We start from the raw sequence: 23,209 nt of genomic DNA on the forward strand, positions 1-23,209 counted from the left end.
GGCCTCGACCAGGCGCGGCAGGCGCCGGCGCGAGCGGTGCACGTCGATGACGACGTTGCGGGCGATGGCGAAGAGCCAGGTGCGGGTGCTGGTGGACACGGGCGTCCTGTCGGATCGGCCGCGCCACGGCGGTGGGGAGCGGGAGGGGAGCGGCGGCGGGGGCTGCCCTCCTCATCCGACCACACGGCGTCCGCGCGCCCGGACCCTTGCGCCGACGGGGCTCTTGTGCTGTGCTCTGCGCCTCCGTTCCGCGCCACGATGCCGGGCGGTCGTGCCGCCCCTCTGTGCCGCCTCTCTGTGCCGCGCCTCCGTGGCGGGCCTCAGAGCGGGGAGGCGAACACCACCAGGTTGTCCCGATAACGGCCGATCGCCGCGTCGTACTCGCCTCCGCAGGTCACGAGGATCAGCTCCTCCTCGAGGGTCGCGCCGAAGACGCGGGCGGTGGGGAACGCGGCCTTGGCGTGGGACTCGACCGCCGCCACCCGGTAGCGGTGGTCGGAGCCGTCCACTCCGCTCACCGCGATCTCATCGCCCGGGGTGAGCTCGCCGAGGCGGAAGAAGACCGCGGGACCGGACCGCGAGTCGACGTGCGCCGCGATCACGGTGCGGCCGCTGCCACCCGGGCGCCCGCCTCCCGAGAACCAGCCGACGTCGTCGTAGTCCACCGGCACCTCCATCGCCCCGTCCGACTGGATGCCCAGCGCGATCAGCGGCTCGTCCAGGCCCATCGCGGGCACGCTCAGCCGGGCGGGCTCGACGCCGACGGTGCGCGCAGGCGCGGCAGCGGCGGGGTCGGGCGCGGGGACCGGGGGAGGAGTGAGCGGGGGAGCAGAAGCGAGGGCCGGAGGCGCGGGCGCGCTCGCGGGCGTCTCCGCTCCTCCGCTCCCGTCCGCGGCGGCGCACCCCGCGAGGAGCAGCACGGCGCACAGTGCCGCCGCGCCGCTCCTCGACCGGGTGCCCACGATCAGGAGGCGGTGCGCCGGCGGGCGACGACCACTCCGGCCGCGCCGAGGGCGACGACGGCTCCGAGGCCGGCCATCGCGGCGAGACCGGACGGGCCCGTGGCGTCGCTCCCGGCGGCGGTCGCGCCGCCACCGGTCTGGAGGCCGCCGACCGGCACCTGCGAGAGCTGGCCGCGGACGACGCCAGCCGCGTACGAGGCCGTGTGGGAGTCGCCCGCGAAGGCGGCGGGATCGGCCTCGAGTGCCTTGAGCGTGAATCCGGCGCCGGTGTCCGCCCCGTTCGCCTGGATGCCCGTGGTGAAGGGGCCCTGCAGGCAGCCGCTGCTGGTGCGGGGGCCGTCTCCGACCGGCGCGGGGTTCGGGAACGCGATGCGCGGCGGGCCCGCCTTGCCCAGGGCCGCCTGGTGGATGTGCGTCGCGGTCTTCGCGGGGCTCTGGTAGTCGCCGGTCACGCCGGTGAGGGTGATGTCGTAGCAGATGATGTCGAGGTCGCTGTTGACCCGGAAGGTCATCTCGCCCGTGGCGCCGGGCTGGCCTGGGGTCGCGGCGGAGTCGGCGTTCACGACCTGGTCGGGCGTCGCCATCACCGTGAAGGCGCTGGTGAAGGAGGACGGCTCGGCGACCTCGGTCTCGGCCTGGGCCGGCGCGGCGGCGAAGAAGGAGGCGGCGGCGACGGCGGTGATGCCGCCCAGGGAGAGCAGGCGGCGGCCGGCGCGGTTCCGCGCGGGGGACGTCTTCGTCATGGTGGAGCCTTTCGATCGCGAGCGCCGAGCGGGCCCGATGCAGGGAGTACGGCCGGAAGCGGCGCCGCGTTCACTCCATCTGAGAGGATCTTCACGGAGACGGTCCTCGCCTCCGATGAACGCCGCCGCCTGGGCGGCCGTACCCCCTTCCGACGGACCACCGGTCCCGACGAGGAGGCGGTGTGGCGCGCACGGCGACGGCACGACGAGACGAAGGGCCCGCGATGCCGCGCGAGCACTCGGAGGTCCCGGCTCCGGTGGTGCGCCTCGAGCCCCGGACGGCGGGGTTCGACCCGGCCGCCGCCTTCGACGAGCACGGGTCCGCCCTGCTCGGCTTCGCGCTCAACGCCCTGCGCGACCGCGGCCTCGCCGAGGACTGCGTGCAGGAGACGTTCCTGCGCGCCTGGCGCTCGCGGGCGAGCTACTCCGCCGAGCGCGCCAGCACCCGCACCTGGCTCTTCGCCATCGCCCGCAACGTCGTCATCGACGTGCACCGCTCGCGCCGGCGCCTGCCGCGCCTGGTCGAGGCCGAGATTCTGGAGGAGGTGCCCGCGGAGGACCGCGACCCCCTCGAGCCGCTCGCGATCGCCGAGGCGCTCGCGAGGCTCTCCGCCGAGCACCGGCAGGTCGTCGTCGCCGTCCACCTGAACGGCGAGACCTACGCCGACCTGTCGGCGGCCACGAGCGTGCCGGTCGCCACCCTGCGCAGCCGCGCCTTCTACGCTCTCCGAGCGCTCCGCGGTCACCTCGCGGGCGCCGGATCCACCGACGAGGAGAGATCGTGATCGACCGAGACCAGCCCGACGGAGACCAGCCCGGCGGCCGCCGCGAGGAGCTCCTCGCCGCGGCCCTCGCCGGCGACCTCTCCGCCGAGGAGGCGCGGGAGTTCGAGAGCCTGCGCGCCGCCGACCCCTCGATCGACCGCGAGCTCGCGTCGTTCGGCTCGGTGGTCGACCGAGTCGGCGCGCTGGGCCGCTGGGAGGAGGCGGAGCCGTCGCCGGAGCTGCGGTCGCGCGTGGCGGCGCTCGCCGGGGAGCGGTCCGAGCGCGCTGCGAGCGTGCGTGCCCCGCGCCTCCGTGCCTCGCGTCTCCGTGCCGTCCTGGCCGTCGCCGCGGCGGCCGCGCTCCTCGTCGTGGGCGGCGTCGCCGGAGCGGCCCTGCGGTCCGCCGAGGAGCGCCCCGTCGCGGGACCGCCCGGGACGCTCGGCGCCGTCGAGGCGATCGCCTTCGACGAGCGGACGGAGGGCGTGACGCTCGACGGCTCGCTCGTGGCGCACACCTGGGGCACCGAGACGATCCTCCGCGGGACCGGCTTCGCGCTCGGCGAGAGCTACGACCTCGTGCTGGTCACCGGCTCCGGCGAGCGGCTCCCGTCCGGCTCCTTCCTCGGCAGCTCCGCGGAGCTCGACTGCGAGATGAACGCGGCCGTCCTGCGCGAGTCCGTCGCCGCCGTCGAGATCACCGACGCCGGCGGCGCGCTCGTCGCCTCGGCCGCCCTCCCCGCCGTCACCTGAGAGCCGGCGGCGCGGGCTCGCGCCGCGGCTTCAGCTCGCTGACGAGCGTGCCCGCGACGATGAACCCCGCCCCGAGCAGGGCGAGCGCGGGGAGCCGGTCGCCGGCGAGGCGGCCGATCAGGCCGGCCCAGACGGGCTCGGCGGAGTAGATGATCGTGGCGCGCGACGGCGAGACCGAGCGCTGAGCCCAGTTCATCGTCAGCTGGATCAGGCAGCTGCTCGCCCCGAGCGCGAGCGCGGGGATCAGCCAGGCCCCCGAGAACGCCGGGACCGCCTCGCCCGCGAGGGGCATCGAGGCGAACCCGAGCGCGCCGGCGACCAGCAGCTGCACCACGGTCACCCGGCCGAGGTCGACGCGTCCGGCGACGAGGCCGATCAGGATGATCTCGGCCGCGATCGGCAGCGTGCTCACGATCGTCGCCACCTCGCCCGCTCCGAGCGCGACGCCCGGCTGCGGGCCCGCGATCAGGAGCAGTCCGACGAACGCCAGCGCGACGCCCACCAGCGTCAGCACGCCCGGACGGCGACGGAACACGACCCACTGGAGCAGCGGCACCAGCGGCACGTACAGCGCGGTGAGGAACGCGGAGGTGCTGCTCGGGATCGTCTGCAGCCCGTAGCTCTGCAGGCCGTAGCCCGCGAAGATCATCACCCCGATCGCGACGCCGGCCGCGAGGTCGATCCGCCGCATCCCCCGGAGCGACCGGTGGAACACGACCGCGCTGATCAGTCCCGCGATGGCGAACCGCATCCCGACGAAGAACAGCGGACCACTGTGCTCCATCGCGATGTGCACGGCGAGGAAGGTCCCGCCCCAGATCGCGGTGATGCCGATGAGCGCCCACTCCGGACGGGTGAAGCGGAGGCCCCGGAGCGGCGAGATGTGCATCATTCTGCACATCCTAGGAGCATCAGGGGCCTGTCGGTGCAGAATAGTGCGCATGTCGGCTCCCGTCCTCGCCCACCTGGGCGGCAACCTCCGTCTCGCGCGGCGCGGAGCCGGACTGAGCCAGTCCGCGCTGGCGGCGCGCTCGGGCATCAGCCGGCGGACGATCGTCGCGGCCGAGGCCGGCGAGGCCAACATCTCGCTGACCGGAGTCGACCGCCTCGCGACCGCCCTCGGCACCACGTTCACGGCACTCGTCTCGGCCCCGGGATCCGCGCCCGCGGCGATCGACCAGGTCGCCTGGCGGGGAGCGGGCGAGGCGAGTGTCGCCGCCCTGCTCTCCTCCGTCCCCGCGCGCCGGGAGGCCCAGCTCTGGACCTGGACGCTCGGTCCGGGGGACCGCTACGACGCGCAGCCCGACCCCGAGGGGTGGCACGAGATCCTGCTCGTCACCGCCGGCGCGCTCCTCCTGGAGCGGGAGGGCGAGGAGCCCGTGCGGCTGGAGCCCGGACGGCACCTCGCCTTCCCGACCTCGCGGCACTACTCCTACGTGAACGCGGTGGATGCCGTCACGACGCTCGTCCGGATCGTGGTCGACTGACGGGTCGGCGCCTCAGGCCCGCGAGCGCAGGGTCTCGAGCAGCGCCGCGGGGGTCTCGGGGTCGTCGAGGCTGATCGCGAACTCGCGCGAGCGGTCCGTCGTCACCACCAGCCCCGGCCCGGCGTGCAGGATGACCGCCGAGCGGCCCGGCATCACCCGGTACCCCCAGCCGCCCCAGTCCGACGGCCGCAGCTGGGCCGTGCCGGCCGAGGCGATGGTGTCGAGCGGGATGCGGCGCAGCGGGATGCCGAGGGCGGTCGTGACGACGCGGAGGCCGCGGCGGTCGGCGGTCACCCTCAGGCGGGAGAAGGAGAGGAGCACCAGCGCGACGACGCCGAGGACGACGGCCGTCGCGATCGCCGGACCGGTGGCGCCCGCCGCGGCGAGCGTCGCGAGGGAGAGGGCCGCGCCCGCCGCCGTGGCGACCGCGGCGACGGCGAACACCGGGCCCGTCAGCGTCTGCGACCAGGCGCCGGTCTCCTCCGCCGCGAGCGGCAGGCGGCCGGCGGCCAGGCGGGAGGCGCGCCGGGTGCCCGGAGCGATCAGCGCGGGCACGACGGCGAAGAGCATCCCTCCGAGCAGCGCGAGCAGCCACCCGCCGAGCTCCGCCCCCTCGGCGCGCCCGGCCGCGAGCGTCGTGCCGACCGAGGTCGCCCAGGCGGAGGCGCCCATCCCGGCGACGAGGCCGAGGGTCGCCAGCAGGAGCCGCGGGGCGCGCCCGACGGCCGCCGCCACGACGCCCGCGACGGCCGGGAGCCCGGAGAGCACGAGGGCGATCGCGAGCAGGGCGCCCGTCGCCGCGGTCGCATCGGCCGCCCCGGTCCCCGACCAGTGCGAGGCGAGCTCCGCGGGCAGAGCGTCGTCCAGGACGAGGCGCGAGACGAGCACTCCGGCGGCGGGGAGCAGGAGGGACGCGGCGGCGAGGAGCTCGCGGCGGCGGTCGGCGGTGGCGGTCATGATCCGGTCCTCTCGATCAGGCGGACGAGCTCCGCCGGGGTGATGCCGCTGCGGCGGGCCTCCGCGAGCAGCTCGTCGACCAGGGCGGTGACACGCACGAGCCCGGGCCCGGCCGATTCCGTGATCCACGCGCCGCGGCCCCGGCGCATCTGGAGGATCCCGTCGTCGCGCAGGGCGGCGTACGCGCGCAGCACGGTGTGCATGTTGATGCCGAGCGAGTCGGCGAGCTCGCGGGCGGGCGGCAGGCGGTCGCCCGCCGAGAGCTCGCCCCGGGCGACGGCCGAGCGCACCTGCGACTCCAGCTGGTCGGCGAGCGAGCCCGCCGCGGAGTGGTCGACCCGGAACAACATGTTCACAATGTTAGTAGAACAAGCAGTGCACCACCAGGCCCTCAGTGCAGCGCGAGCGACACCGCCAGCACCACCATCACGACCGCCACGGCCGCGTCGAGGATCCGCCAGGCCCCGCGGCTCCGGAACAGCGGCCGCAGCGCGCGCGCCCCGAAGCCGAGAGCGGTGAACCACAGCACGCTCCCGGCCGCCGCCCCCGCCCCGAACCACCAGCGCTCGTCGCCGTGCGTGTTCGCCACCGACCCGAGCAGCACGACCGTGTCGAGGTAGACGTGCGGGTTGAGCAGTGTCAGCGCCAGGCATGTGCCGATCGCCGTGCGGAGCGACGTCGAGGCGCCGGCCGGACCGCCGTCGAGGGTCCCCGGCCGCAGTGCGCGCCTCGCCGCCATCACCGCGTAGGCGAGGAGGAAGGCGATGCCGCCCCAGCGGATCACCACCAGCAGCCACGGCGCCGACTCCAGGACCGCTCCGATCCCCGCGATCCCGAGCACGATCAGCGCGGCGTCGCAGAGCGCGCAGATCGCGACGACGGCGGGCACGTGCTCGCGGCGGAGGCCCTGGCGGAGCACGAAGGCGTTCTGCGCGCCGATGGCGATGATGAGCGAGAGGCCGAAGCCGAGGCCGGAGAGGGCGGCGAGGAGGGGGGACACGCTCCGACGCTAGGGCGGGGCGCTCCTGTAGACCAGCTCATGCTCCTTCACTACCGTAAGCAGCACTGATGCTGTCCGACGACCTCGACCTCTCCCGCCTGCGCGCGCTCGCCGCCTCCGTCCGGTACGGCTCCTTCGACGCCGCCGCCCGGGCCCTGCACATCACCCCCTCCGCCCTCAGCCAGCGGATCAAGGCGCTCGAGACCGCCGCCGGCCGCGTCCTGCTGGTGCGCTCGCGCCCCGTCGTCGCGACCGAGGCCGGTGCCGGGCTCCTCCGCCTCGCCCGTCAGATCGAGCTCCTCGCCGACGACGCCGTCCGCTCGCTCGGCGGCGAGGACGCGGCGGGGGCGGGCCCCGTCGTCCTCCCGCTCGCCGTCAACGCCGACTCCCTGGCCACCTGGGTGCTGCCCGCGCTCGCCTCCGTCGCCGACGTCGTGGTGGAGCTGCACCGCGAGGACCAGGCGCACACCACCGCGTTCCTCCGCGACGGCACCGTGCTGGCGGCCGTCACCGGAGAGTCGGAAGCGGTGCTCGGCTGCACCGTCGCACCGCTCGGAGTGATGCGGTACCGCGCCATGGCCTCGCCTGCGTTCGCCGAGCGCTGGTTCCCGGACGGCGGCACGGCCGGTCTCGCGAGCGCTCCGCTGGTCGTCTTCGACGAGAAGGACCGCCTGCAGGACGACTTCCTCCGAGCCGCCGGCGTCGAGGGCCGCCCGCCGCAGCACCGCGTCCCCGGGTCGACCGACTTCGAGCGGGCCGTGCGCCTGGGCATGGGGTGGGGGATGCTGCCCGAGCTGCAGGCCCCGGTCGGCGGCGAGGGCCTGGTCGAGCTGGGCGGCGACCCCGTCGACGTCCTCCTCTACTGGCAGCAGTGGGCCCTGCACACGCCCGCCCTCGACGCGGTCGCCGCGGCCGTCTCCGCCGCCGCGCGCGCGTCTCTCCGCTGAAGGCGCGGCTCAGACCGCGAACACGTCGCGGAGGGTCACCGTCTCGAGCGAGCGCTCGCGGAGGATGTCGACGAGCCGCGCGTAGACCTGCGTCACCGGATCGAAGTTGGCGTGCCCGATCACGATGTGCTGCGGCAGGAACCACTGGTCCGCGAAGCCGACCACCTGCTCCGGCGTGATCCGCCTGGAGTCCGAGAGCGAGCCGTACCAGAGCACCGTCGCCGTGTAGCCGATCGCCGCCGCGGCGGCCCGGCTCCGCTCGTCCGTGTAGCCGAACGGCGGCCGGTAGAAGGGCGCCGCCTCCACCCCGTAGGTCGAGCGGATGAAGTCGCCGTTGCGGCCCAGCTCCTCCTGCACGCCGTCGCTCGAGAGGCTCGTCAGGTCGGCGTGCGACCAGGTGTGGTTCGCGAGCTGCACCTGCCCCGAGGCGACGAGCGGAGCCAGCAGCGGCGCGTTCACGGTCCACGAGTCGTACTTCCCGTTGAGGAAGAAGGTCAGCCGGGTGCCGGTGTCGCGGGCGAACTGCGCGTAGGCGGCGACCACGTCGGAGTCGGCGCCGTCGTCGACGGTCCAGGCGAGCGTGCTCCCCTCGCCGGGCAGCTCCGAGATCGTGCCGGAGGGCAGCGGCGCCTTCCGCCGTACCGGAGCCGCCGCGGCGATGGTGGTCGGCACGGGGCGGGGAGGGGTCGGGACGGCGGTCGGAGCGGCGGACGGCAGCACCGCCGCCGGCGCCGTGCTCGGCGGGAGCGCCGCGGGAGCGGGCCGGGCGGGCGTGCACCCCGTCAGCGCGACCGCCGAGGAGGCGATCCCCAGCAGCAGCGCGCGTCGCCTCAACCGGTCCACGGGCCCCCCTCGCGAGCCCCGTCCCCCGGAGCGTCCCCGCGACCGTAGCGGTCGGGGAGGGAACGGGCAACGCGGCGCGACACCCCTCCCTCCCCGCAGCCTCTACCGGAAGGTGCGCCTGACCGCGTTGTTCGCCGGTGTGGGATCGGCGGCGGCGGTCGACACCCTGGCGTCGATCGTCGTGGCGGCCGGCCGGTCGACCAGCGTCACCGAGTAGGTGGTGCTCCGCCCGGCCGAGACGCTCGGCGCGGTCCAGGTGAGGACCGTCGTGCCCGCCGCCGAGCCCTTCGTCTGCACGGCGCCGGGCGCACTCGCCACCGTTCCGCTGACGACGACCCGGGTGGTCGTCGTCGCCGCGTCCCGGGTGCCGGTGTTCCGGACGGTGATCGTGCCCGAGAGCGGGGCCGTCGCCGCCAGTCCCGGCGCCGGCGCCAGCGCCAGCGTCAGGTCGGCGCGGGTGGAGGACTTCACCTGCAGCGACTGCGTCACCGAGGTCGCGGCGAGCCAGGCGGAGTCGCCCGCCTGTGTGGCCCGGACGGTGCAGCTCGCCGCGCCCGTCAGCCGCACCGTCGCCGTGCCCGCGCCGGTCGCGGTCAGCGTGCAGCTGCCGCTCGCGTACAGCTTCACGGGCAGACCGGAGGAGGCGGTGGCCGCGACCGGGTAGGCGATCCCCTTCTCGGGCGAGGACGGCATCGCGGTCGAGAAGGCGACCTTCTGCGCCTTCTTCTTCTGGGGGACGACCGCGGCGACCGCGATCGACTGGGTCGCCCGGGGAGCCGCGTCGTGCGAGGCGTCGCCGGCCTGATCCGCGGTGACGGTGCAGGTGCCGGATCCGCTGAAGGTCACGACGCCGCTCGCGAGCGAGCACGCGCCCGTGGCGCCGATCGTGATCGGCAGACCGGAGGAGCCGCCCGCCGCGGTCGGCGTGTAGCGGCCGCCCGCGGTCGCCGTGCTCGGAGCCGCGGAGGTGAAGGCGACCGTCTGCAGCGCCTTGCCGATCGGGAACGTCCGGACGACCTGCTCCGCGGGCGCGTGAGCGTCGTCGCCGGCCTGATCCAGCGTCAGCGTGCAGGTGCCGACGGAGTCGTAGGACACCGTGCCGTCCTCTCCCAGCGAGCAGGAGTCGGAGGCGTCCAGCACCGGGTCGGCGCTCGACGGGCCGCGGGCGATCGACGGGGTCCAGGAGCCGCCGATCCGGGCGTCCGTCGGAGCGGCGTCGCGGAACGACACCGCTCCCGCCGCCGTGCCGACCTCCACCGACTGCGAGATCCGCGGAGCCGCCGAGTGGCGCTCGTCCCCGGCCTGGTCCGCGGTCACCGTGCAGGTGCCGGAGCGGGTGAAGGTCACGACGCCGTCCGCGACCGTGCAGGATCCGGCCGCTCCGAGCACCACGGGGGAGCTCGACGCGCCGGCCGTCACGACGGGCGTGTAGGAGCCCCCCGCGACCGCCGCGTCGGGGACCGGCGAGGCGAACGCCAGCGTCTGGCCGAGGGCGCCGATCGCGAAGGTGCGGACGGACTGCGGAGCGGCGCCGTACCGCGAGTCGCCCGCCTGGTCGAGCGTCAGCGTGCAGGTGCCGACGGAGTCGTAGGACACCACTCCCGCGGCCGCCGAGCATGCTCCGGAGGCGGTCAGCACCGGACGCGCGGTGGAGGGTCCGGCGACGATCCGCGGGGTGGTCGTCCCGCCGACCGTCGCACCGGTCGGCGCGGTGCCGCCGAAGGAGACGGTACCCGCGAGCAGTCCGACCGCGATCACCTGCGAGGCCCGCTCCGCCGCGTCGTACCGGGCGTCGCCCGTCTGGTCGGCGGTCACCGTGCAGGTGCCCGATCCGGTGAAGGAGACGACCCCGTTCGTGAGCGTGCAGGACCCGGAGGCGCCGAGCACCACGGGCCGCCCGGAGCCTCCGCCGGTCGCGGTCGGGCGGTAGGTGCCGCCCGCGAGCGCCGAGTCCGGCGCCTGCGAGGTGAAGGCCACGGTCTGCGCGACCCGGGTGATCTCGAAGCTGCGCACGGCCGTCGGCGCTGCGCTGTGGCGGATGTCGCCCGCCTGGTCCAGCGTCAGCGTGCAGGTGCCGGCGGAGTCGTAGGAGACCAGTCGGAAGGGCCCGACGGAGCAGGCGCCGGAGGCCGTCAGCACCGGGGGGGCACTGGACGGGCCGGCGACGACCGCGGCCGTCGAGGAGCCCCCGACCCGGGCCTCGGCCGGAGCATCGCCGCCGAACGCGACGGTGCCCGCGAGCTGCGTGACCGCGACGGTCTGCGAGGCCTGCGCCGCCGCGGCGTAGCGCCCGTCGCCCGCCTGGTCCGCCGTGACGGTGCAGGTGCCGCTGCCGGCGAAGGTGACGACGCCGTCCGCGAGCGTGCAGGCGCCGGTCGCTCCGATCGTCACGGGGAGCCCGGAGGCGCCGCCCGTCGCGGTCGGAGTGAGCGTGTCGCCGGACGTGGCCGTCGACGGCGCGGTCGAGGTGAAGGCGACGGTCTGCGCGATCGCGGTGATCTCGAAGGTCTGGACCGCCCGCGCGGTGCCGTAGGCGGCGTCGCGGTAGTGGATCGCCGTCAGCGTGCAGGTGCCCGCGGAGTCGAACCGGACGGCGCCGTTCTCGCCGTCGGAGCAGGCGCCCGAGACGCTGAGCACCGAGGGGCCGGAGGACGGGCCTCGCGTGAAGGCGGGAGTGAAGGATCCGCCGACCTCCGCGTCGGTCGGGACGGCGGTCGTGAACGCCACGGAGCCGGGCGCGTAGCCGACCTCCACCTCCTGCACGGCGGGCCGGGCGCTGTCGTACTGCCGGTTGCCGTTCTGGTAGGCGAAGACGCCGCAGACGCCCTTCGTGGTGAAGGTGACCACGCCGTCCTTCGCCGAGCACGACGCGGTGGTGAGGAGGAACGGAGCGATGCCCGAGGCGCCGCCCTCGATCACGGGGCGGTACGTGTCCCCGAGGACGACGCCGACCGGAGGCGCGCTCGTGATCCGGACCGTCTGCGGGAGGAAGTAGATCGAGTACTCCTGCTCGGCGTGCCGCGCGGGCCAGTAGCCGTCTCCGGGCTGGTCGAGGGACAGCACGCAGAGCCCGGCCCCGTCGTTCCGCACGGTCACGCCGTCCGGGAGGATCGAGCAGTCTCGGCTCGCGGAGAGCACGGGCACGCCCTTCGACGGGCCGGGCACGATCGTCGGCCGGTACGTCTCGAGCGACATCGCGTGCGGGGGCGCGGTGCTCCCGAAGGAGAGGTTCCCCTCGGGAGTCCCGACCGTGATGACCTGCCGGACCTGCGGAGCGGCGTCGTGCCGATCGTCCGCGGCCTGGTCGATCGTCACCGTGCAGGTGCCGTCGCCGAAGAACGTCACCACGTCGTCCGCGATGGTGCAGTTGCCGTTCTCGATCACCGCGATCACGAGCGGGTTGCCCGAGCCGCCGCCGGTCGCCTCGACCGTGTACCGGTCGTCGGTGAACACCCGGTCGGGCGGAGTCGAGGTGACGACGACGGTCTGGGGGATCCGCGAGATCGGGACGAAGCGCACCAGGCCGTCGGCGGCCGCGTACACGTCGTCGCCCGGCTGGTCGAACTGCACGCCGCAGGTCGAGGGCTCGGTGTAGGTCAGGATCTGCGCACCCGTCGCGTCGGGGGCGACGGTGCAGCCGAAGAAGGTCCTGACGAGCACCGGCAGTCCCGAGCTCGAGGTCGCCGTGGCGACGCCGGTCGACTCCAGGACGCCGGTCTTCGGCACCGCGACCGTCAGCGTCTGCGACGCCTTCGCGACCTCGAGATCGAAGGAGGCGCGCCCCGCGGTGTAGTGGTCGTCGCCGGCCTGGTCGGCGGTCACGGTGCAGGTGCCGCTCCGGGTGAAGGTCACGACGCCGTCGGCGATCGCGCAGGATCCGGTCGCTCCGATCGAGACGGGGCTCCCGGAGCCGCCGCCGGTGGCCGTCGGAGTGAAGGTGCCCAGCGCCGTCGGCGCGGTCGGCCGCGAGGAGGTGAAGGCGACCGTCTGCGAGAACTTCCGGACCGTGATCCGGAACGACGACGTGCCGGTGTTGCCGGCCTCGTCGTCCGCGGTGCAGTCGACCGTCGTGTCCCCGATCGGGAAGACGCTTCCCGAGGCGGGCGTGCAGGTCGAGCCCACGGCTCCGTCGACCGCGTCCTGCGCGGAGGACGCGAAGGTGACGACGGCGCCGGAGACGTCGGCCGGCTCGGCCGTGACGGCGGCGGGCACGGTCACGACGGGGGCCGAGCGGTCGGCCAGCGCGAAGGTGCCGGGGATCGACCGGAGGGTGTAGTTCGGCCCGGCGTCGCCTCCGTCGCACCGCGTGACGTAGTCGCCGACGGGCGTGCGCGCTCCGATCGTCACCTTCCCGGTGCCGTCCGCCGTGTAGTAGGCGCCGGTCGGCTCGGTGACGAACCGGTCGGTTCCTGCGAAGCCGTCGGCCGTGCAGGTGACCGTCGGGGCGGTCGCGGTGCCGTGCGCCTGCGTCCCGGGGCTCGACGCGGTCACCGAGAGGGGCGCCGGCGAGATCGTGAGCGCGCCGTCGATGGTGATCAGCTGTCCCGAGGGGTTCGTCAGGCCGGAGCAGCGCGTGGGGTAGCGGCCGACGGGGGTCGTCGCGGAGAGCGCCAGCGGCGTCGTGAATCCGGTGTCGGACGCCGCGAAGGCGCCGCAGGAGACCGTCCCCGAGGGGGAGCCGGTCACGGAGGCGGTGATCGCGGGGGGAGTGGATCCGTAGGTCGACGAGGGCGAGGAGGCGGTCACCATCGGGACGGCCGCGACGATGCGCAGCGCGCCGTCCTTGTACCCCGCGATCGTGTAGTCGCTGCTGACCTTCGCGCCGCTGCACCGCGTGGTGAAGGTGGTGAAGGTGGAGGTGGGCCAGTTCGGGATCAAGCGGTAGATGACGTCGTCCGCCGTGACGATCGGCCGGTAGACGCCGGCCGTGAGCGGGGCGCCGAAGGTGTCGGTGCCGACGAAGGCGGCCGTGCAGCGCAGGTCGGGGGACGGCGCGCCTCGCGGGTAGTCGACCGTCGGAGCGGTCACCGTGAGCGCCTTCGGCTTCGCCGTGAAGCTCTGCAGGGGCTCGCCCGCCCAGCCCAGAGGAGCGAGCGCGTCGAGCCTCGCCGCGAGCGTGCAGACGCCGGCGTGGAGCACGGTCACCCTCATGCCGCTGACGGAGCAGGTCTCGGCGGTCCTGCTGCTCAGGACGATCGAGCGGCCGGGCACATCGACGGCCTGCGCGTAGGGGCTCGCGTCGAAGGAGTCGCCGTACGCCTTCTGCGGGAGCGTCGACAGGTCGAAGCGCACGCCGCCCACCGCCACGGTGGCCGGCTCGCTGCGGACGCTGCCCCCGCAGGTGGTCAGGGTCGCCCGGTAGCGGTAGGAGCCGGTGGGATCGGGGCCGGCCTCGAGGAACGCGGTCCCGTCCTCCCGGGCGCCCGCCCGGCCGAGGGCGGGCTTCCACGTGGCGCCGCCGTCGGTGGACCTCTCCCACGACACGGCGGGGATGCCGCCGTAGACGGCCGAGACGCTCACGCCCATCGTCAGCGTGTAGATCTGGTTGGTGACGCCCGCGATGTCCGAGGGCTGCCGGGTGATGACGGGTGCCGCGGCGCACGCGCGCACCTCGTGGCGCAGAGCGGGGAGCGCCGACCAGCTCCCTCGTCCCGCCTCGGCGGGGGTGATGGTGTCGGGGTAGTGCGCGCGGATCTCGTTCCAGCCCTGCGGGATGTCCCTCGTGGTCAGAACGCCGACGCCGTCCGCGTCGAGGGTCACCCTGCTGGTGCCCGCGCCGGTGAGGATCTCGACGGTGCCGCCGGCGGCCACCGGCCGGCCCAGGCTCGGGATGGTCACCCTCGCGGTGACGGTGACCTCCTGCCCGAGCATCGAGAAGTCGGGGGTGCGCGTCACGGTCACGGCGGTGTCGTACACCGGAGCGACAACGGGGTCGGCCGCCGTCGGGCCGGCCGTCTGCGAGATCCTCGTCACGCTCGGGTGCACGTAGCTCGAGCCGCCGCCGCCGGCGCCGGGGTCGTTCATGACGCCGAGGGTGTCGTTCATGCTGCCGAACACGTAGGGCGATCCGCCGCCGCCGCCGTACCACCAGCCGGCCCCGCCGCCGCCGCCGCTGTGGCCGGGGAACGAGCAGTTGCCTCCGCCGCCGCGGGAGGCGCCGGCGTCGGCGCCCTTGCCGTCGTTGAGGAACACGCCCCACTGGCCGTTGTTGCCGTCGGCGCATTCGCCGAACGTGCTGTAGCCGCGGGCGCCGGGCGAGCCGCCCGAGCTCTGCCCGGCCGCGCCGCCGCCGCCGCCGTCGGCCGCGTTGTTCCTGCCGCCGTTCCCGCCGCCCCTCGCGCCGCTGCCGGCGTCGGCGTCGCCGCCGACCGAGGACCGCCCGCCGCCGCCTCCGCCGCCCGCCGCCACGGCGAGGGCGTGCTGACAGCCGTCCGAGCCGGCCGTGCTGAGGTACTGGGCGTCGCCACCCGCGCCGCCGGAGTCGCCCGCGTAGACGCCGCCGTTCACGTAGCGCGTGGCGCCTGCCGCTCCGGCCGGGGCGCCGGTGAGGCGCCCGATCTCCAGCACCTGCCCGGGTGTGACGGGCACCTCCACGACGAGGCTGGAGCCGCGTCCGCCGGCGTTGCCCGTCCCGAGGCCGCTCGCACCCTTCCCGCCGTTCTGGCCGCTGAGGACGGCGCGGACCGTCGAGACCCCGGTCGCGGGAACGGTGTACTGCGACACCGTCGAGACCTTCGGGGAGGTGAAGCACGCGGTGCTGAAGACCGGCGCCGCCGACGCGGTCGGCGCGGCCACGACGCTGAGTCCTGCGCCCGCTACGAGCACGGCCGCGGCGACGAGGGAACGGAGGAAGGACTGGCGCATGTGCTGCTACTCCCGGCTGCTGCCGGGAGCGGGCGCCCGCGGTCGGCTCAGAGTAGGGCGGTCGTCGACCCGCGAGGAAGGCGGAAGGTACACGAACGCCCTGCTCGGGGGGTACGGGAGGCCACTTCTGCCGGAACCTCCCAGGAAGTCCCCGTGCGCGTCGGGGCGGCGTCCCCGCCCTGTCGGGGGAGCGCCCCCACCCTGTCCGGGCAGTGTTCCCGCCCTGTCGGGGGAGTGTCCCCACCCTGTTGCGGCCGCCGCCCGGGTCGCGTAGCCTAGCGAGGTTGCGTGCATCTGCACGCGCTTGCGTGCTGCCCACCGGGCAGGAGCTCCGGCTCCGGCCGGACAGGCGGGCGGTGCGCCGACAAGTGACCTTGGGTGGGTCGGGCGGGGCTTCGTGCCGCGCGTGATCCACGGTAACCACACATGGAGGAAACCATGGCAGCAGTCTGCCAGGTGACCGGAGCCGTCCCCGGCTTCGGGCACGCCATCTCGCACTCGCACCGGCGCACCAAGCGCCGCTTCGACCCGAACGTGCAGAAGAAGACGTACTACGTGCCGTCGCTTCGCCGTAACGTCACCCTGACCCTCTCGGCCAAGGGCATCAAGGTCATCGACGCCCGTGGCATCGAGTCCGTCGTCAAGGATGTTCTCGCTCGCGGGGTGAAGATCTAATGGCCAAGCAGCAGGACGTCCGTCCGATCATCAAGCTCCGTTCGACGGCCGGCACCGGTTACACCTACGTGACCAAGAAGAACCGCCGCAACGACCCCGACCGTCTCGTGCTCAAGAAGTACGACCCCGTAGTGCGCAAGCACGTCGACTTCCGCGAGGAGCGCTAAGTATGGCCAAGAAGAGCAAGATCGCCCGCAACGAGCAGCGCAAGGTGATCGTCGACCGCTACGCCGCCAAGCGCCTCGAGCTGAAGAAGGCCCTGGTCGACCCGGCCGGGACCGACGAGACCCGTGAGGCCGCCCGCGTCGGCCTCCAGAAGCTCCCCCGCAACGCCTCGCCCGTCCGCGTCCGCTCGCGCGACGCCGTCGACGGCCGCCCCCGCGGCAACCTCACGAAGTTCGGCATCTCGCGTGTCCGCTTCCGTGACATGGCGCACCGCGGCGAGCTGCCCGGCATCACCAAGTCCAGCTGGTGACCCGGCGCCGCTAGCGGCGTGAACGATCGAAGGCCCGTGATCCATCGGATCGCGGGCCTTCGTCGTCCCGCCGGCGGACGTAAAATGTGCGGATGACCGACTCCAGCCTGCCCACCGTCGCCGAGATCGCGGCGCTCATCGACCACGCGATCCTGAAGCCCGAGCTCACCCGCGCCGAGGTCGACGCCCAGCTCGACGAGGCGCGCGCGTCCGGCGTGTTCAGCGTCTGCGTCCGCCCCTCCGACATCGCCCACTCGGTCGCTCGGCTCGAGGGCTCCGGCGTCCTGGTCGGCACCGTCATCGGCTTCCCCCACGGCACCACCTCGACCGCGGCGAAGGTCGCGGAGTCGCGTCAGGCGCTCGCCGACGGCGCGTCCGAGCTCGACATGGTCGTCAACATCGGCCGCCTCCGGAGCGGCCTGCTCCAGGACGTCGAGGACGACGTCCGCGCCGTGGTCGAGGCCGCCGAGGGCCACGTCGTCAAGGTCATCCTCGAGACGAGCCTCCTCGACGACGAGCAGGTCGTCGAGGGCAGCCGGGCCGCCGAGCGCGCCGGCGCGGACTTCGTGAAGACCGCCACCGGCTTCGCGGGCGGAGGCGCGAACGAGCACGACCTCCGCCTCATGCGCGGCGCCGTCTCGGAGGCCGTTCAGGTGAAGGCGTCCGGCGGCGTCCGCGACCTCGACACGCTCCTCGCCTACCGCGGCCTCGGCGTCACCCGCTTCGGCACCAGCGGCTCCGCGACCATCCTCGGCGACCTCGCCGCGCGGCACTCGGGCGACTCCTCCGCGGCACGTGTCGACTCCGCCTCCTACTGACGGAGCGGCCGACGAGGGCCGCACCGCACCCGCCGACCGGATGACGCCCGTGCGCCTGCGCCCGGGCCGCGCCGGCCGGTGGGCGGAGCGGACCCGCCGCCCCCTCGACGAGATCGCCCGCGCCCTCAAGGAGCGCGTCTACGCGACCTTCACGGGCCTGGCCGTGGTGATGATCTACCTCGTCGGCGACCACCCCGACGCGGTCCACGCCCTCCAGAGCCTCGTGATCTCGATCATCGGGATCTCGGCCGCGGGCTTCGTCGCCGAGGTGATCGCGCACCAGGTCGTGCACGCGGCGACGCCCTCGCGAGCGGAGTCGGGAACGATGCTGCGGATCGCGGGCGGGGCGCTCGCCTCGGCGTCGCTGCCGGTCCTCGCGCTCGGTGCCGCGGCGCTGGGCTGGATCGACGCGACGGTCGCGCTGCGGATCGGCGCGGGCGTCTACGTCGCCACGCTCGCGGGGATCGCCCTCATCGCCGTCGTTCGCGCGGGCCTCTCCTGGAAGGAGAGCCTCGTCTCGCTGCTCGGGATCGTGGGCCTCGGCGTTCTGGTCGTCGGCGTGCTCGCGCTCGCGCACTGATCCGGAGGCGCCGCCGCGCGTAGGCTCGGACGGATGACGTCACGCACCAGGGTCGAGCTCGGCCGCCGGGAGGACCTCGGCGCCGACTGCGCGAACTGCTTCGGCCTGTGCTGCGTCGCCCTCGCCTTCGCCCGCTCCGCCGACTTCCCGTTCGACAAGCGCGCCGGGGACCCGTGCGTCAACCTCGACGGCGAGGACGCGTGCATGATCCACCGCCGGCTCCGGCCCCAGGGCTTCGTCGGCTGCACCGTCTTCGACTGCTTCGGCGCCGGTCAGAAGGTCTCGCAGCAGACGTTCGGCGGCGTCTCCTGGCGGTCCGACCCGGCCGTGCGCGAGCGGATGTTCGCGGTGTTCCCGCTGATGCGCCGCCTGCACGAGCTGCTCTGGTACCTCGACTCCGCTCTGGCGCTGCCCGGCGTCGGCGCGCCGCTCCTCGACGAGCTGCGCGAGCGGTTCGACGCGGTGCACGCGCACACGCTCGGCGAGCCGGAGCAGATGGTCGCGGTCGACGTCGACGCGGAGTACGGAGCGTCCCGGCCGCTCCTGATCGCGGCGAGCGCGGCCGCTCGCGCAGGAGCGGCGCCGGCTGCCCGCCGGTCGAGGGGCCGTCGGCTCGCTCCGGGTGCCGATCTGGCGGGTGCATCGCTCCGGAACGCGGACCTGCGGGGGGCGGATCTGCGGGGCGCGCTCCTCCTCGCCGCGGATCTGCGGGGTGCGGATCTGCAGCGGTGCGACCTGCTGGGGGTGGACCTTCGCGATGCGGACGTGTCCGGTGCGCGGCTCGCCGAGGCGGTCTACCTCACCCAGGCGCAGGTGAACAGCGCCCGAGGGGATGCGGCGACCACGCTGCCGTCGCATTTCGAGCGCCCGCCGCACTGGGGCGGCTAGGCCGCCACGTCAGAGGCTGCGGGGGCCGCCCAGCGACTCGTCGCCGCCCTCGTCGTCGACGCCGAGGGCCTCGACGACCTCGCGGCCGAGGAGGTGCGCGCCGCTCCAGCCCTCGATGACGCACCGGGGGAACGCCTCGCGGTCCGGGGAGCCGAGCCATGCGGCCGCGGCCTCGCGGGCCCACGCCTCGGAGACGTACACGCCGATGATCTCTGTGCGGTCGTCCCACGGCGTCGCGGTCGAGAGCACGAAGTGGTCACCGTTCACGATCGGATCTCCTCCGGCTCTCGGGGTTCAGCGACCCCGTGGGAGTGCGGGACCGGACCGGACGCTACCCGCGGGCGGGGGAGCGCGTTTCCGGGGTCGACACGAGCGCGGATGAAGGCTACGGGAACGTCGAGCGCGGCGCGATCACCCGATGGTCCCACGCAGGCGGGCGTTCAGCCCACCCAGAGCCGTCGCAATCTCGTTCTCGTCACTTCCGGGGAGGAGGGCTCCGCCCTGCTCGAGGCCGTGGCGCAGGGCCTCGACCTCCTCAGGGGGGAGTCCGCCGCTGTCGAGGAGGGCCTGGAGGGCGGCGAGGATGCCGACGAGGGCGACGGCGTCGTCCAGGTCGAGGGGGCGGACGCAGGACTTCTCCATGTCATCGCTCCTGTTCAGGTCAGGGGTTCGGGGGCGGGGGCCCCACATCGGGGTGCGGGGTCGGTTTCCGGTCGGGGAGGGGCGCGGGGGACGCCCCGGGGGTCGGCGCAGGGTCGCCGACACGCCGACGCCCCGGTGCCGTTCGGCCCGGGGCGTCGGTGCGGGGGGAACGGGTCAGACGACGCGCGGGTCGGACTCCTGGGTGTCGTCCTCGGGGATGTGGACGTCCTGGACGGTCACGTTGATCTCGGCGACCTCCATGCCGGCGATGTGCTGGATGGCGTCGGCGACGGCGGAGCGCACGTCCTCGGCGACCTTCTGCAGCGGCGCGGGGTACTCGGCGACGATGGTGATATCGGCGGCGACCTGGCGCTCGCCGACCTCGACCTTGACGCCCTGGCCGCGGTCGTCGTTGCCGATCGCACTGCGAATGGCGCCGATCGCTCGGGCCGCTCCTCCGCCGAGGGCGTGGACGCCCGGGACCTCGCGCGCGGCGATGCCGGCGACCTTGGCGATGACGCCGTCCTCGATCACGGTGCGTCCGGATCCGGTGCTGGTCTGACGGGTGGTGGTCGCGGTGGTCTCGGCCATGGTCTCCTCTTTTCGCTCGGGGCCCGATCGCTCGATCAGGCGGGGTATGCAGGTAGGACGCTCCGTCGACGCCGAACGTCACGGTCGGATCCGGCCCGCCCAGGCAACTGCCAGAGAGGCGGGCCGGGCCGGGCCGGTCCTCTCAGGAACGCGGTCGACGCCCGTCGATTCGCCCTCGGCCCGGTGCTGTGGTGGCATGGAGCCGTGACCGACGCGACCGCCCCGCAGGCGCCCCTCCCCGATCGGACGGCCGCGCGCATGCGCCCGCGCGCCCTGCTCGTCCTGGCCCTGATCGGCGCGGTCGGCGGGACCCTGTCGGGCGCGTTCGGCGTCGGCGGCGGGATCGTGATGGTGCCGATGCTGATCGCGTGGGCCGGGATGGACCAGCGCCGCGCCTCCGCCACCTCGCTGCTCGCGATCGCTCCGACCTCGGTCGCCGGAGCGTTCGGCTACGCCCTCGCCGGTCAGGTCGCCTGGGTCCCGGCGGCGGTGATCGCGGCTGCGGCGATGCTCGGGGCGGTGGCCGGATCCTGGCTGCTCGCGCGGCTGCCGCTCGGCGTGCTGCGCTGGATGTTCGTGGCGCTGCTCGTGGCCGCGGCGGTGCGGATGGCCGTGTTCGGCTCGAACGACACCGGCGACGTCGCCGAGGGCTGGGGCGTGTGGCCCGGATTCGCGGGGCTCGGCATCGGGATGGGCGTCGCCTCCGGCCTCTTCGGCATCGGCGGCGGAGCGATCGCCGTGCCGGTCCTGGTCGGCGCCTTCGGGCTCGCGGACCTCCTGGCCAAGGGCACCTCGCTCGCCGCGATGATCCCGACGGCGGTCACCGGCTCGATCGCGAACGCCCGGCGCGGCCTGCTCGACGTGCGGGCGGGCCTCGTGGTCGGGCTCACCGCCACGGCGTTCTCCTTCGCCGGAGTGGCGCTCTCCTTCCTCCTGCCGGCGCGCGTGTCCGGGATCCTCTTCGCGGTCCTCCTCCTGCTCGCGGCGGTGCAGCTCGCCCTTCGCGGGCGGCGCCGCTGAGCCCTGAACGACGCGGACCCCCGCCGTCAACGCCCTGTCCGATCCGTCGCAGACGCTCGTAGCGTCGTCGCGATCGGGCGCGGGCCCGGAGGGGCGGTTGCACGATGGACCAGCAGCAGCAGCGCGATCAGCAGCACCGGCAGCAGCGGCGAGGGGGCGGCGCGAGCCTGCACCGGGACGTCGCACCCGGGGTGCACCGGCTCGAGCACGCCTGGACGAACCTCTACCTGATCGAGGAGGCGGGCCGGTTGACCGTCGTCGACGCCGGTCTCCCGAGGACGTGGCCGTACCTGGTCCGCGCGCTGGAGGTGCTCGGCCGCTCGCTCGGCGACATCGACGCCCTCGTGCTGACCCACGCGCACGTCGACCACCTCGGCGTCGCCCGCAGCCTCGTCCGGCGGGGCGTCCCCGTGCACCTGCACGCGGCCGACCAGCCGCTCGCCGCGCAGCCCTACTCCTACCGCCGCCAGCGCACCCCGTTCGCGTACCCGCTGCTGCACCCCTCCGCGATCCCGGTGCTCGGCGCGATGGCCCGTGCCGGGGCGCTCGCGGTGCCGCCCGTGCACGGGACGCTGCCGCTGACCGCCGGAGAGGTGCTCGACGTGCCCGGGTCGCCCCGCGTGCTCGCGACTCCGCGGCACACCGACGGGCACGTCTCGCTGCACCTGCCCGAGCGCGACGCGGTGATCGGCGGAGACGCACTGGTCACGCTCGACCCCTACTCCGCCCGCACCGGCCCGCACCTGGTCGCGCGCGCCGCCACCGCCGACACGGCGCAGTCCCTCGACTCGCTGCGGGTCCTCGCCGGGACCGGGGCGCGGACACTCCCTGCCCGGCCACGGCGCGCCCTGGCGCCTGGGCGTCGCGGCGGCGGCCGAGCTCGCGGCGCGGACGCCGATCGCCTAGGGCAGGCTCCGCAGGCCGCTCGGACGCCGGTGGCCTGCCTCCCCGGCCGACCCGGTCCCGCAGCCGTGACACCATCGGAGGTGATGTCGATCCCCGGTCCCGCATGAGCGCGGTCAGCTACCAGGCCGCGTCGATCCCCCTCCGCCTGGCCAGCGCCGGCATGGTCGTCGCCCTCCCCGTCCTCGCCGTCGAGCGTCTCGGCGACGTCGCGCTCGGCGGTGCCCTGACCGGAGCGGCGCTCTTCCCCGCCGTGATCGCCGCGCCGCTGGTCGGCACGGTGCTCGACCGGGTCCGCCGCCCCCGCCGGCTCCTGGTCGGCGCCGCGCTCACGACCGCCGTCGCCTTCGCGGTCGCCGCCTTCCTCGGCGAGGTGCCGACGCCGCTCATCGTGCTGCTGCTGCTCCTCGCGGGGCTCGCGACGCCCGTCTACATGGGCGGCATGTCGAGCTTCGTCACGAGCGCCATCCCGGAGCCGCGCCGCGCCTACGCGCAGGACTCGCTCTCGTACACGGTCGCCTCGATCAGCGGGCCGGCGATCGTGGGCCTCGCGGTCGGAGTCGGGGGAGCGCGGACCGCGATGCTCGCCATGGCGGTCCTCGCCCTCATCGGCGTCGTCGGGTCGCTCGGCCTGGCGATGGAGGCTCGTCCGGCGCCGACCGTCGGCGTGCTGCGGACGATCGTCGCGGGCGTCACCCACCTCGTGCGGCACCGTCCGATCGCGGTGGTCACCTCGGCGGGCACGCTCAGCCAGGTCGCGGGCGGAGCGGCGGGAGTCGCGGCGATCAGCCTCTCGGTGGAGCGGCTGGGCAGCACCGACGCCGCCGCGTGGATCCTGACCGCCTTCGCCGTGGGCGGCCTGCTCGGCGCCCTCGCCGTGGCGGCTCGCCGCTGGACCCGCCGTCCGCCGGCGTGGACCATGGGCGCCGCCTACATCGCGACCGGCGCCGTCCTCCTGGTCGCCGTCCCCGACCTGGGCGTCGTCGTGGCGATCGCCGCCTTCGCGGTCGCGGGCGTCTTCACGGCCCCCTCGAACGCGGCGATGCTGCTGCTGCGCGACCAGGAGAGCCCCGCCGCCGTCCGCTCGCAGGTGTTCACGATCGGCGCGGGGCTGCGCTCCGCCGCCGCGGCCGTCGGCGCCGTGCTGGCGGGAGCGGCGTCCGGCCTCGGAGCCTCCTGGCTCGTCGCGGGGATCGCCGTGGTCTGGATCGGCTCCGGCCTGCTCCTGCGCCTGTTCCCCGCGCGCGACCGCGACTGACCCGAGCCGCGCGCGGAGCGCTCGGCGGGACCGGCACCACCGC

At 74.8% G+C, this 23,209-nt stretch carries 24 protein-coding genes; 13 read left to right on the forward strand and 11 right to left on the reverse strand.

What is annotated here, in order from left to right; translation table 11 throughout:
• Positions 1-320: 320 nt before the first annotated feature.
• Positions 321-962 carry a class F sortase gene (locus C5D04_RS18620; protein WP_181137669.1) on the reverse strand — a complete coding sequence of 214 codons (642 nt, stop codon included), beginning with the start codon at positions 960-962 and terminating at the stop codon, positions 321-323.
• Between the two features lie 2 nt (positions 963-964).
• Positions 965-1,705, reverse strand: a complete 741-nt coding sequence (locus C5D04_RS04685; protein ID WP_104347302.1) for a CHRD domain-containing protein — start codon at positions 1,703-1,705, stop codon at positions 965-967.
• A gap of 224 nt (positions 1,706-1,929) precedes the next feature.
• Between C5D04_RS04685 and C5D04_RS04690 the strand changes: the two genes are divergently transcribed.
• Both C5D04_RS04690 and C5D04_RS04695 read left to right on the forward strand, forming a co-directional pair.
• The gene (locus tag C5D04_RS04690) at positions 1,930-2,490 is read left to right on the forward strand and encodes a sigma-70 family RNA polymerase sigma factor (protein ID WP_104347303.1); all 561 of its coding nucleotides are present in this window, start codon (positions 1,930-1,932) and stop codon (positions 2,488-2,490) included.
• Positions 2,487-3,218, forward strand: a complete 732-nt coding sequence (locus C5D04_RS04695) for a hypothetical protein (RefSeq protein ID WP_104347304.1) — start codon at positions 2,487-2,489, stop codon at positions 3,216-3,218. Before C5D04_RS04690 ends, C5D04_RS04695 begins: the two co-directional genes overlap by 4 nt.
• On the opposite strand, the gene C5D04_RS04700 is transcribed toward C5D04_RS04695, so the two are convergent.
• Complete coding sequence (locus tag C5D04_RS04700; protein WP_258059541.1) at positions 3,211-4,110, reverse strand: DMT family transporter; 900 nt, start codon at positions 4,108-4,110, stop codon at positions 3,211-3,213. The genes C5D04_RS04695 and C5D04_RS04700 overlap by 8 nt on opposite strands.
• A gap of 49 nt (positions 4,111-4,159) precedes the next feature.
• Here C5D04_RS04700 and C5D04_RS04705 point away from each other — a divergent pair, with 49 nt between their 5' ends.
• Positions 4,160-4,705 (forward strand): helix-turn-helix domain-containing protein, encoded by a 546-nt coding sequence (locus C5D04_RS04705; protein ID WP_104347305.1) that lies wholly within the window; start codon positions 4,160-4,162, stop codon positions 4,703-4,705.
• Positions 4,706-4,717: 12 nt separating this feature from the next.
• On the opposite strand, the gene C5D04_RS04710 is transcribed toward C5D04_RS04705, so the two are convergent.
• Genes C5D04_RS04710 through C5D04_RS04720 form a run of 3 tightly spaced genes read right to left on the reverse strand, consistent with a single transcriptional unit; the run spans position 4,718 to position 6,662 of the window.
• The gene (locus tag C5D04_RS04710; protein ID WP_104347306.1) at positions 4,718-5,662 is read right to left on the reverse strand and encodes a hypothetical protein; all 945 of its coding nucleotides are present in this window, start codon (positions 5,660-5,662) and stop codon (positions 4,718-4,720) included.
• The gene (locus C5D04_RS04715) at positions 5,659-6,012 is read right to left on the reverse strand and encodes a GntR family transcriptional regulator (protein ID WP_104225158.1); all 354 of its coding nucleotides are present in this window, start codon (positions 6,010-6,012) and stop codon (positions 5,659-5,661) included. Before C5D04_RS04715 ends, C5D04_RS04710 begins: the two co-directional genes overlap by 4 nt.
• A gap of 41 nt (positions 6,013-6,053) precedes the next feature.
• Positions 6,054-6,662, reverse strand: a complete 609-nt coding sequence (locus C5D04_RS04720) for a LysE/ArgO family amino acid transporter (protein ID WP_104347307.1) — start codon at positions 6,660-6,662, stop codon at positions 6,054-6,056.
• A 68-nt stretch (positions 6,663-6,730) separates the two neighbouring features.
• On the opposite strand from C5D04_RS04720, the gene C5D04_RS04725 reads away from it, so the two are divergent.
• Positions 6,731-7,609, forward strand: a complete 879-nt coding sequence (locus C5D04_RS04725; protein ID WP_104347308.1) for an ArgP/LysG family DNA-binding transcriptional regulator — start codon at positions 6,731-6,733, stop codon at positions 7,607-7,609.
• Between the two features lie 9 nt (positions 7,610-7,618).
• Here C5D04_RS04725 and C5D04_RS04730 read toward each other — a convergent pair whose 3' ends face one another.
• Together C5D04_RS04730 and C5D04_RS04735 are read right to left on the reverse strand one after the other, a co-directional pair.
• On the reverse strand, positions 7,619-8,452 hold the full coding sequence (locus tag C5D04_RS04730; protein WP_219815007.1) for a polysaccharide deacetylase family protein: 834 nt from the start codon (positions 8,450-8,452) through the stop codon (positions 7,619-7,621).
• 102 nt (positions 8,453-8,554) lie between these two features.
• A complete protein-coding gene (locus C5D04_RS04735) occupies positions 8,555-15,316 on the reverse strand; it encodes an HYR domain-containing protein (RefSeq protein ID WP_146087836.1) in 6,762 nt (2,253 codons plus the stop codon).
• 438 nt (positions 15,317-15,754) lie between these two features.
• Here C5D04_RS04735 and rpmB point away from each other — a divergent pair, with 438 nt between their 5' ends.
• The 6 genes from rpmB to C5D04_RS04765 all read left to right on the forward strand — a co-directional run bounded on the left by rpmB (position 15,755) and on the right by C5D04_RS04765 (position 18,752).
• A complete protein-coding gene (rpmB, locus tag C5D04_RS04740) occupies positions 15,755-15,991 on the forward strand; it encodes a 50S ribosomal protein L28 (RefSeq protein ID WP_056038148.1) in 237 nt (78 codons plus the stop codon).
• On the forward strand, positions 15,991-16,158 hold the full coding sequence (gene rpmG, locus C5D04_RS04745; protein WP_027692168.1) for a 50S ribosomal protein L33: 168 nt from the start codon (positions 15,991-15,993) through the stop codon (positions 16,156-16,158). Before rpmB ends, rpmG begins: the two co-directional genes overlap by 1 nt.
• Before the next feature lie 2 nt (positions 16,159-16,160).
• On the forward strand, positions 16,161-16,466 hold the full coding sequence (gene rpsN / locus C5D04_RS04750; RefSeq protein WP_104225107.1) for a 30S ribosomal protein S14: 306 nt from the start codon (positions 16,161-16,163) through the stop codon (positions 16,464-16,466).
• A gap of 92 nt (positions 16,467-16,558) precedes the next feature.
• Positions 16,559-17,284, forward strand: a complete 726-nt coding sequence (gene deoC, locus C5D04_RS04755; protein ID WP_181027245.1) for a deoxyribose-phosphate aldolase — start codon at positions 16,559-16,561, stop codon at positions 17,282-17,284.
• On the forward strand, positions 17,262-17,864 hold the full coding sequence (locus C5D04_RS04760) for a hypothetical protein (protein ID WP_146076980.1): 603 nt from the start codon (positions 17,262-17,264) through the stop codon (positions 17,862-17,864). Before deoC ends, C5D04_RS04760 begins: the two co-directional genes overlap by 23 nt.
• A gap of 33 nt (positions 17,865-17,897) precedes the next feature.
• Positions 17,898-18,752 carry a pentapeptide repeat-containing protein gene (locus C5D04_RS04765; protein ID WP_104347311.1) on the forward strand — a complete coding sequence of 285 codons (855 nt, stop codon included), beginning with the start codon at positions 17,898-17,900 and terminating at the stop codon, positions 18,750-18,752.
• A gap of 9 nt (positions 18,753-18,761) precedes the next feature.
• Here the strand turns inward: C5D04_RS04765 and C5D04_RS04770 are convergent, their stop codons facing one another.
• The 3 genes from C5D04_RS04770 to C5D04_RS04780 form a co-directional block, all read right to left on the reverse strand.
• Complete coding sequence (locus tag C5D04_RS04770) at positions 18,762-19,019, reverse strand: hypothetical protein (protein ID WP_104267983.1); 258 nt, start codon at positions 19,017-19,019, stop codon at positions 18,762-18,764.
• Between the two features lie 144 nt (positions 19,020-19,163).
• Positions 19,164-19,394, reverse strand: coding sequence for a hypothetical protein (locus C5D04_RS04775; RefSeq protein WP_104225103.1), 231 nt, complete (start codon positions 19,392-19,394; stop codon positions 19,164-19,166).
• A 174-nt stretch (positions 19,395-19,568) separates the two neighbouring features.
• The gene (locus C5D04_RS04780; RefSeq protein WP_104225148.1) at positions 19,569-19,985 is read right to left on the reverse strand and encodes an Asp23/Gls24 family envelope stress response protein; all 417 of its coding nucleotides are present in this window, start codon (positions 19,983-19,985) and stop codon (positions 19,569-19,571) included.
• Between the two features lie 204 nt (positions 19,986-20,189).
• Here C5D04_RS04780 and C5D04_RS04785 point away from each other — a divergent pair, with 204 nt between their 5' ends.
• The 3 genes from C5D04_RS04785 to C5D04_RS04795 all read left to right on the forward strand — a co-directional run bounded on the left by C5D04_RS04785 (position 20,190) and on the right by C5D04_RS04795 (position 23,166).
• Positions 20,190-21,005: a sulfite exporter TauE/SafE family protein gene (locus C5D04_RS04785; protein ID WP_104233037.1), complete on the forward strand. Its 816-nt coding sequence runs from the start codon at positions 20,190-20,192 to the stop codon at positions 21,003-21,005.
• A gap of 104 nt (positions 21,006-21,109) precedes the next feature.
• Complete coding sequence (locus C5D04_RS04790) at positions 21,110-22,018, forward strand: MBL fold metallo-hydrolase (RefSeq protein WP_308471766.1); 909 nt, start codon at positions 21,110-21,112, stop codon at positions 22,016-22,018.
• The gene (locus tag C5D04_RS04795; protein ID WP_104257981.1) at positions 22,015-23,166 is read left to right on the forward strand and encodes an MFS transporter; all 1,152 of its coding nucleotides are present in this window, start codon (positions 22,015-22,017) and stop codon (positions 23,164-23,166) included. The genes C5D04_RS04790 and C5D04_RS04795 overlap by 4 nt, the downstream gene beginning before the upstream one ends.
• Positions 23,167-23,209: the final 43 nt, after the last annotated feature.

It is taken from the genome of Rathayibacter sp. AY1D2, assembly GCF_002932695.1.
In the GTDB taxonomy this organism is placed as follows: domain Bacteria; phylum Actinomycetota; class Actinomycetes; order Actinomycetales; family Microbacteriaceae; genus Rathayibacter.

What these genes read in the sequence shown, in the direction of transcription:
- C5D04_RS04685 (WP_104347302.1), bottom strand. Translation starts at nt 1,705, where the DNA reads ATGACGAAGACGTCCCCCGCGCGGAACCGCGCCGGCCGCCGCCTGCTC.
- C5D04_RS04690 (WP_104347303.1), top strand. Translation starts at nt 1,930, where the DNA reads ATGCCGCGCGAGCACTCGGAGGTCCCGGCTCCGGTGGTGCGCCTCGAG.
- C5D04_RS04700 (WP_258059541.1), bottom strand. Translation starts at nt 4,110, where the DNA reads ATGATGCACATCTCGCCGCTCCGGGGCCTCCGCTTCACCCGTCCGGAG.
- C5D04_RS04705 (WP_104347305.1), top strand. Translation starts at nt 4,160, where the DNA reads ATGTCGGCTCCCGTCCTCGCCCACCTGGGCGGCAACCTCCGTCTCGCG.
- C5D04_RS04710 (WP_104347306.1), bottom strand. Translation starts at nt 5,662, where the DNA reads ATGACCGCCACCGCCGACCGCCGCCGCGAGCTCCTCGCCGCCGCGTCC.
- C5D04_RS04715 (WP_104225158.1), bottom strand. Translation starts at nt 6,012, where the DNA reads ATGTTGTTCCGGGTCGACCACTCCGCGGCGGGCTCGCTCGCCGACCAG.
- C5D04_RS04725 (WP_104347308.1), top strand. Translation starts at nt 6,731, where the DNA reads ATGCTGTCCGACGACCTCGACCTCTCCCGCCTGCGCGCGCTCGCCGCC.
- C5D04_RS04735 (WP_146087836.1), bottom strand. Translation starts at nt 15,316, where the DNA reads ATGCGCCAGTCCTTCCTCCGTTCCCTCGTCGCCGCGGCCGTGCTCGTA.
- rpmB (WP_056038148.1), top strand. Translation starts at nt 15,755, where the DNA reads ATGGCAGCAGTCTGCCAGGTGACCGGAGCCGTCCCCGGCTTCGGGCAC.
- rpmG (WP_027692168.1), top strand. Translation starts at nt 15,991, where the DNA reads ATGGCCAAGCAGCAGGACGTCCGTCCGATCATCAAGCTCCGTTCGACG.
- rpsN (WP_104225107.1), top strand. Translation starts at nt 16,161, where the DNA reads ATGGCCAAGAAGAGCAAGATCGCCCGCAACGAGCAGCGCAAGGTGATC.
- deoC (WP_181027245.1), top strand. Translation starts at nt 16,559, where the DNA reads ATGACCGACTCCAGCCTGCCCACCGTCGCCGAGATCGCGGCGCTCATC.
- C5D04_RS04765 (WP_104347311.1), top strand. Translation starts at nt 17,898, where the DNA reads ATGACGTCACGCACCAGGGTCGAGCTCGGCCGCCGGGAGGACCTCGGC.
- C5D04_RS04775 (WP_104225103.1), bottom strand. Translation starts at nt 19,394, where the DNA reads ATGGAGAAGTCCTGCGTCCGCCCCCTCGACCTGGACGACGCCGTCGCC.
- C5D04_RS04780 (WP_104225148.1), bottom strand. Translation starts at nt 19,985, where the DNA reads ATGGCCGAGACCACCGCGACCACCACCCGTCAGACCAGCACCGGATCC.
- C5D04_RS04790 (WP_308471766.1), top strand. Translation starts at nt 21,110, where the DNA reads ATGGACCAGCAGCAGCAGCGCGATCAGCAGCACCGGCAGCAGCGGCGA.
- C5D04_RS04795 (WP_104257981.1), top strand. Translation starts at nt 22,015, where the DNA reads ATGAGCGCGGTCAGCTACCAGGCCGCGTCGATCCCCCTCCGCCTGGCC.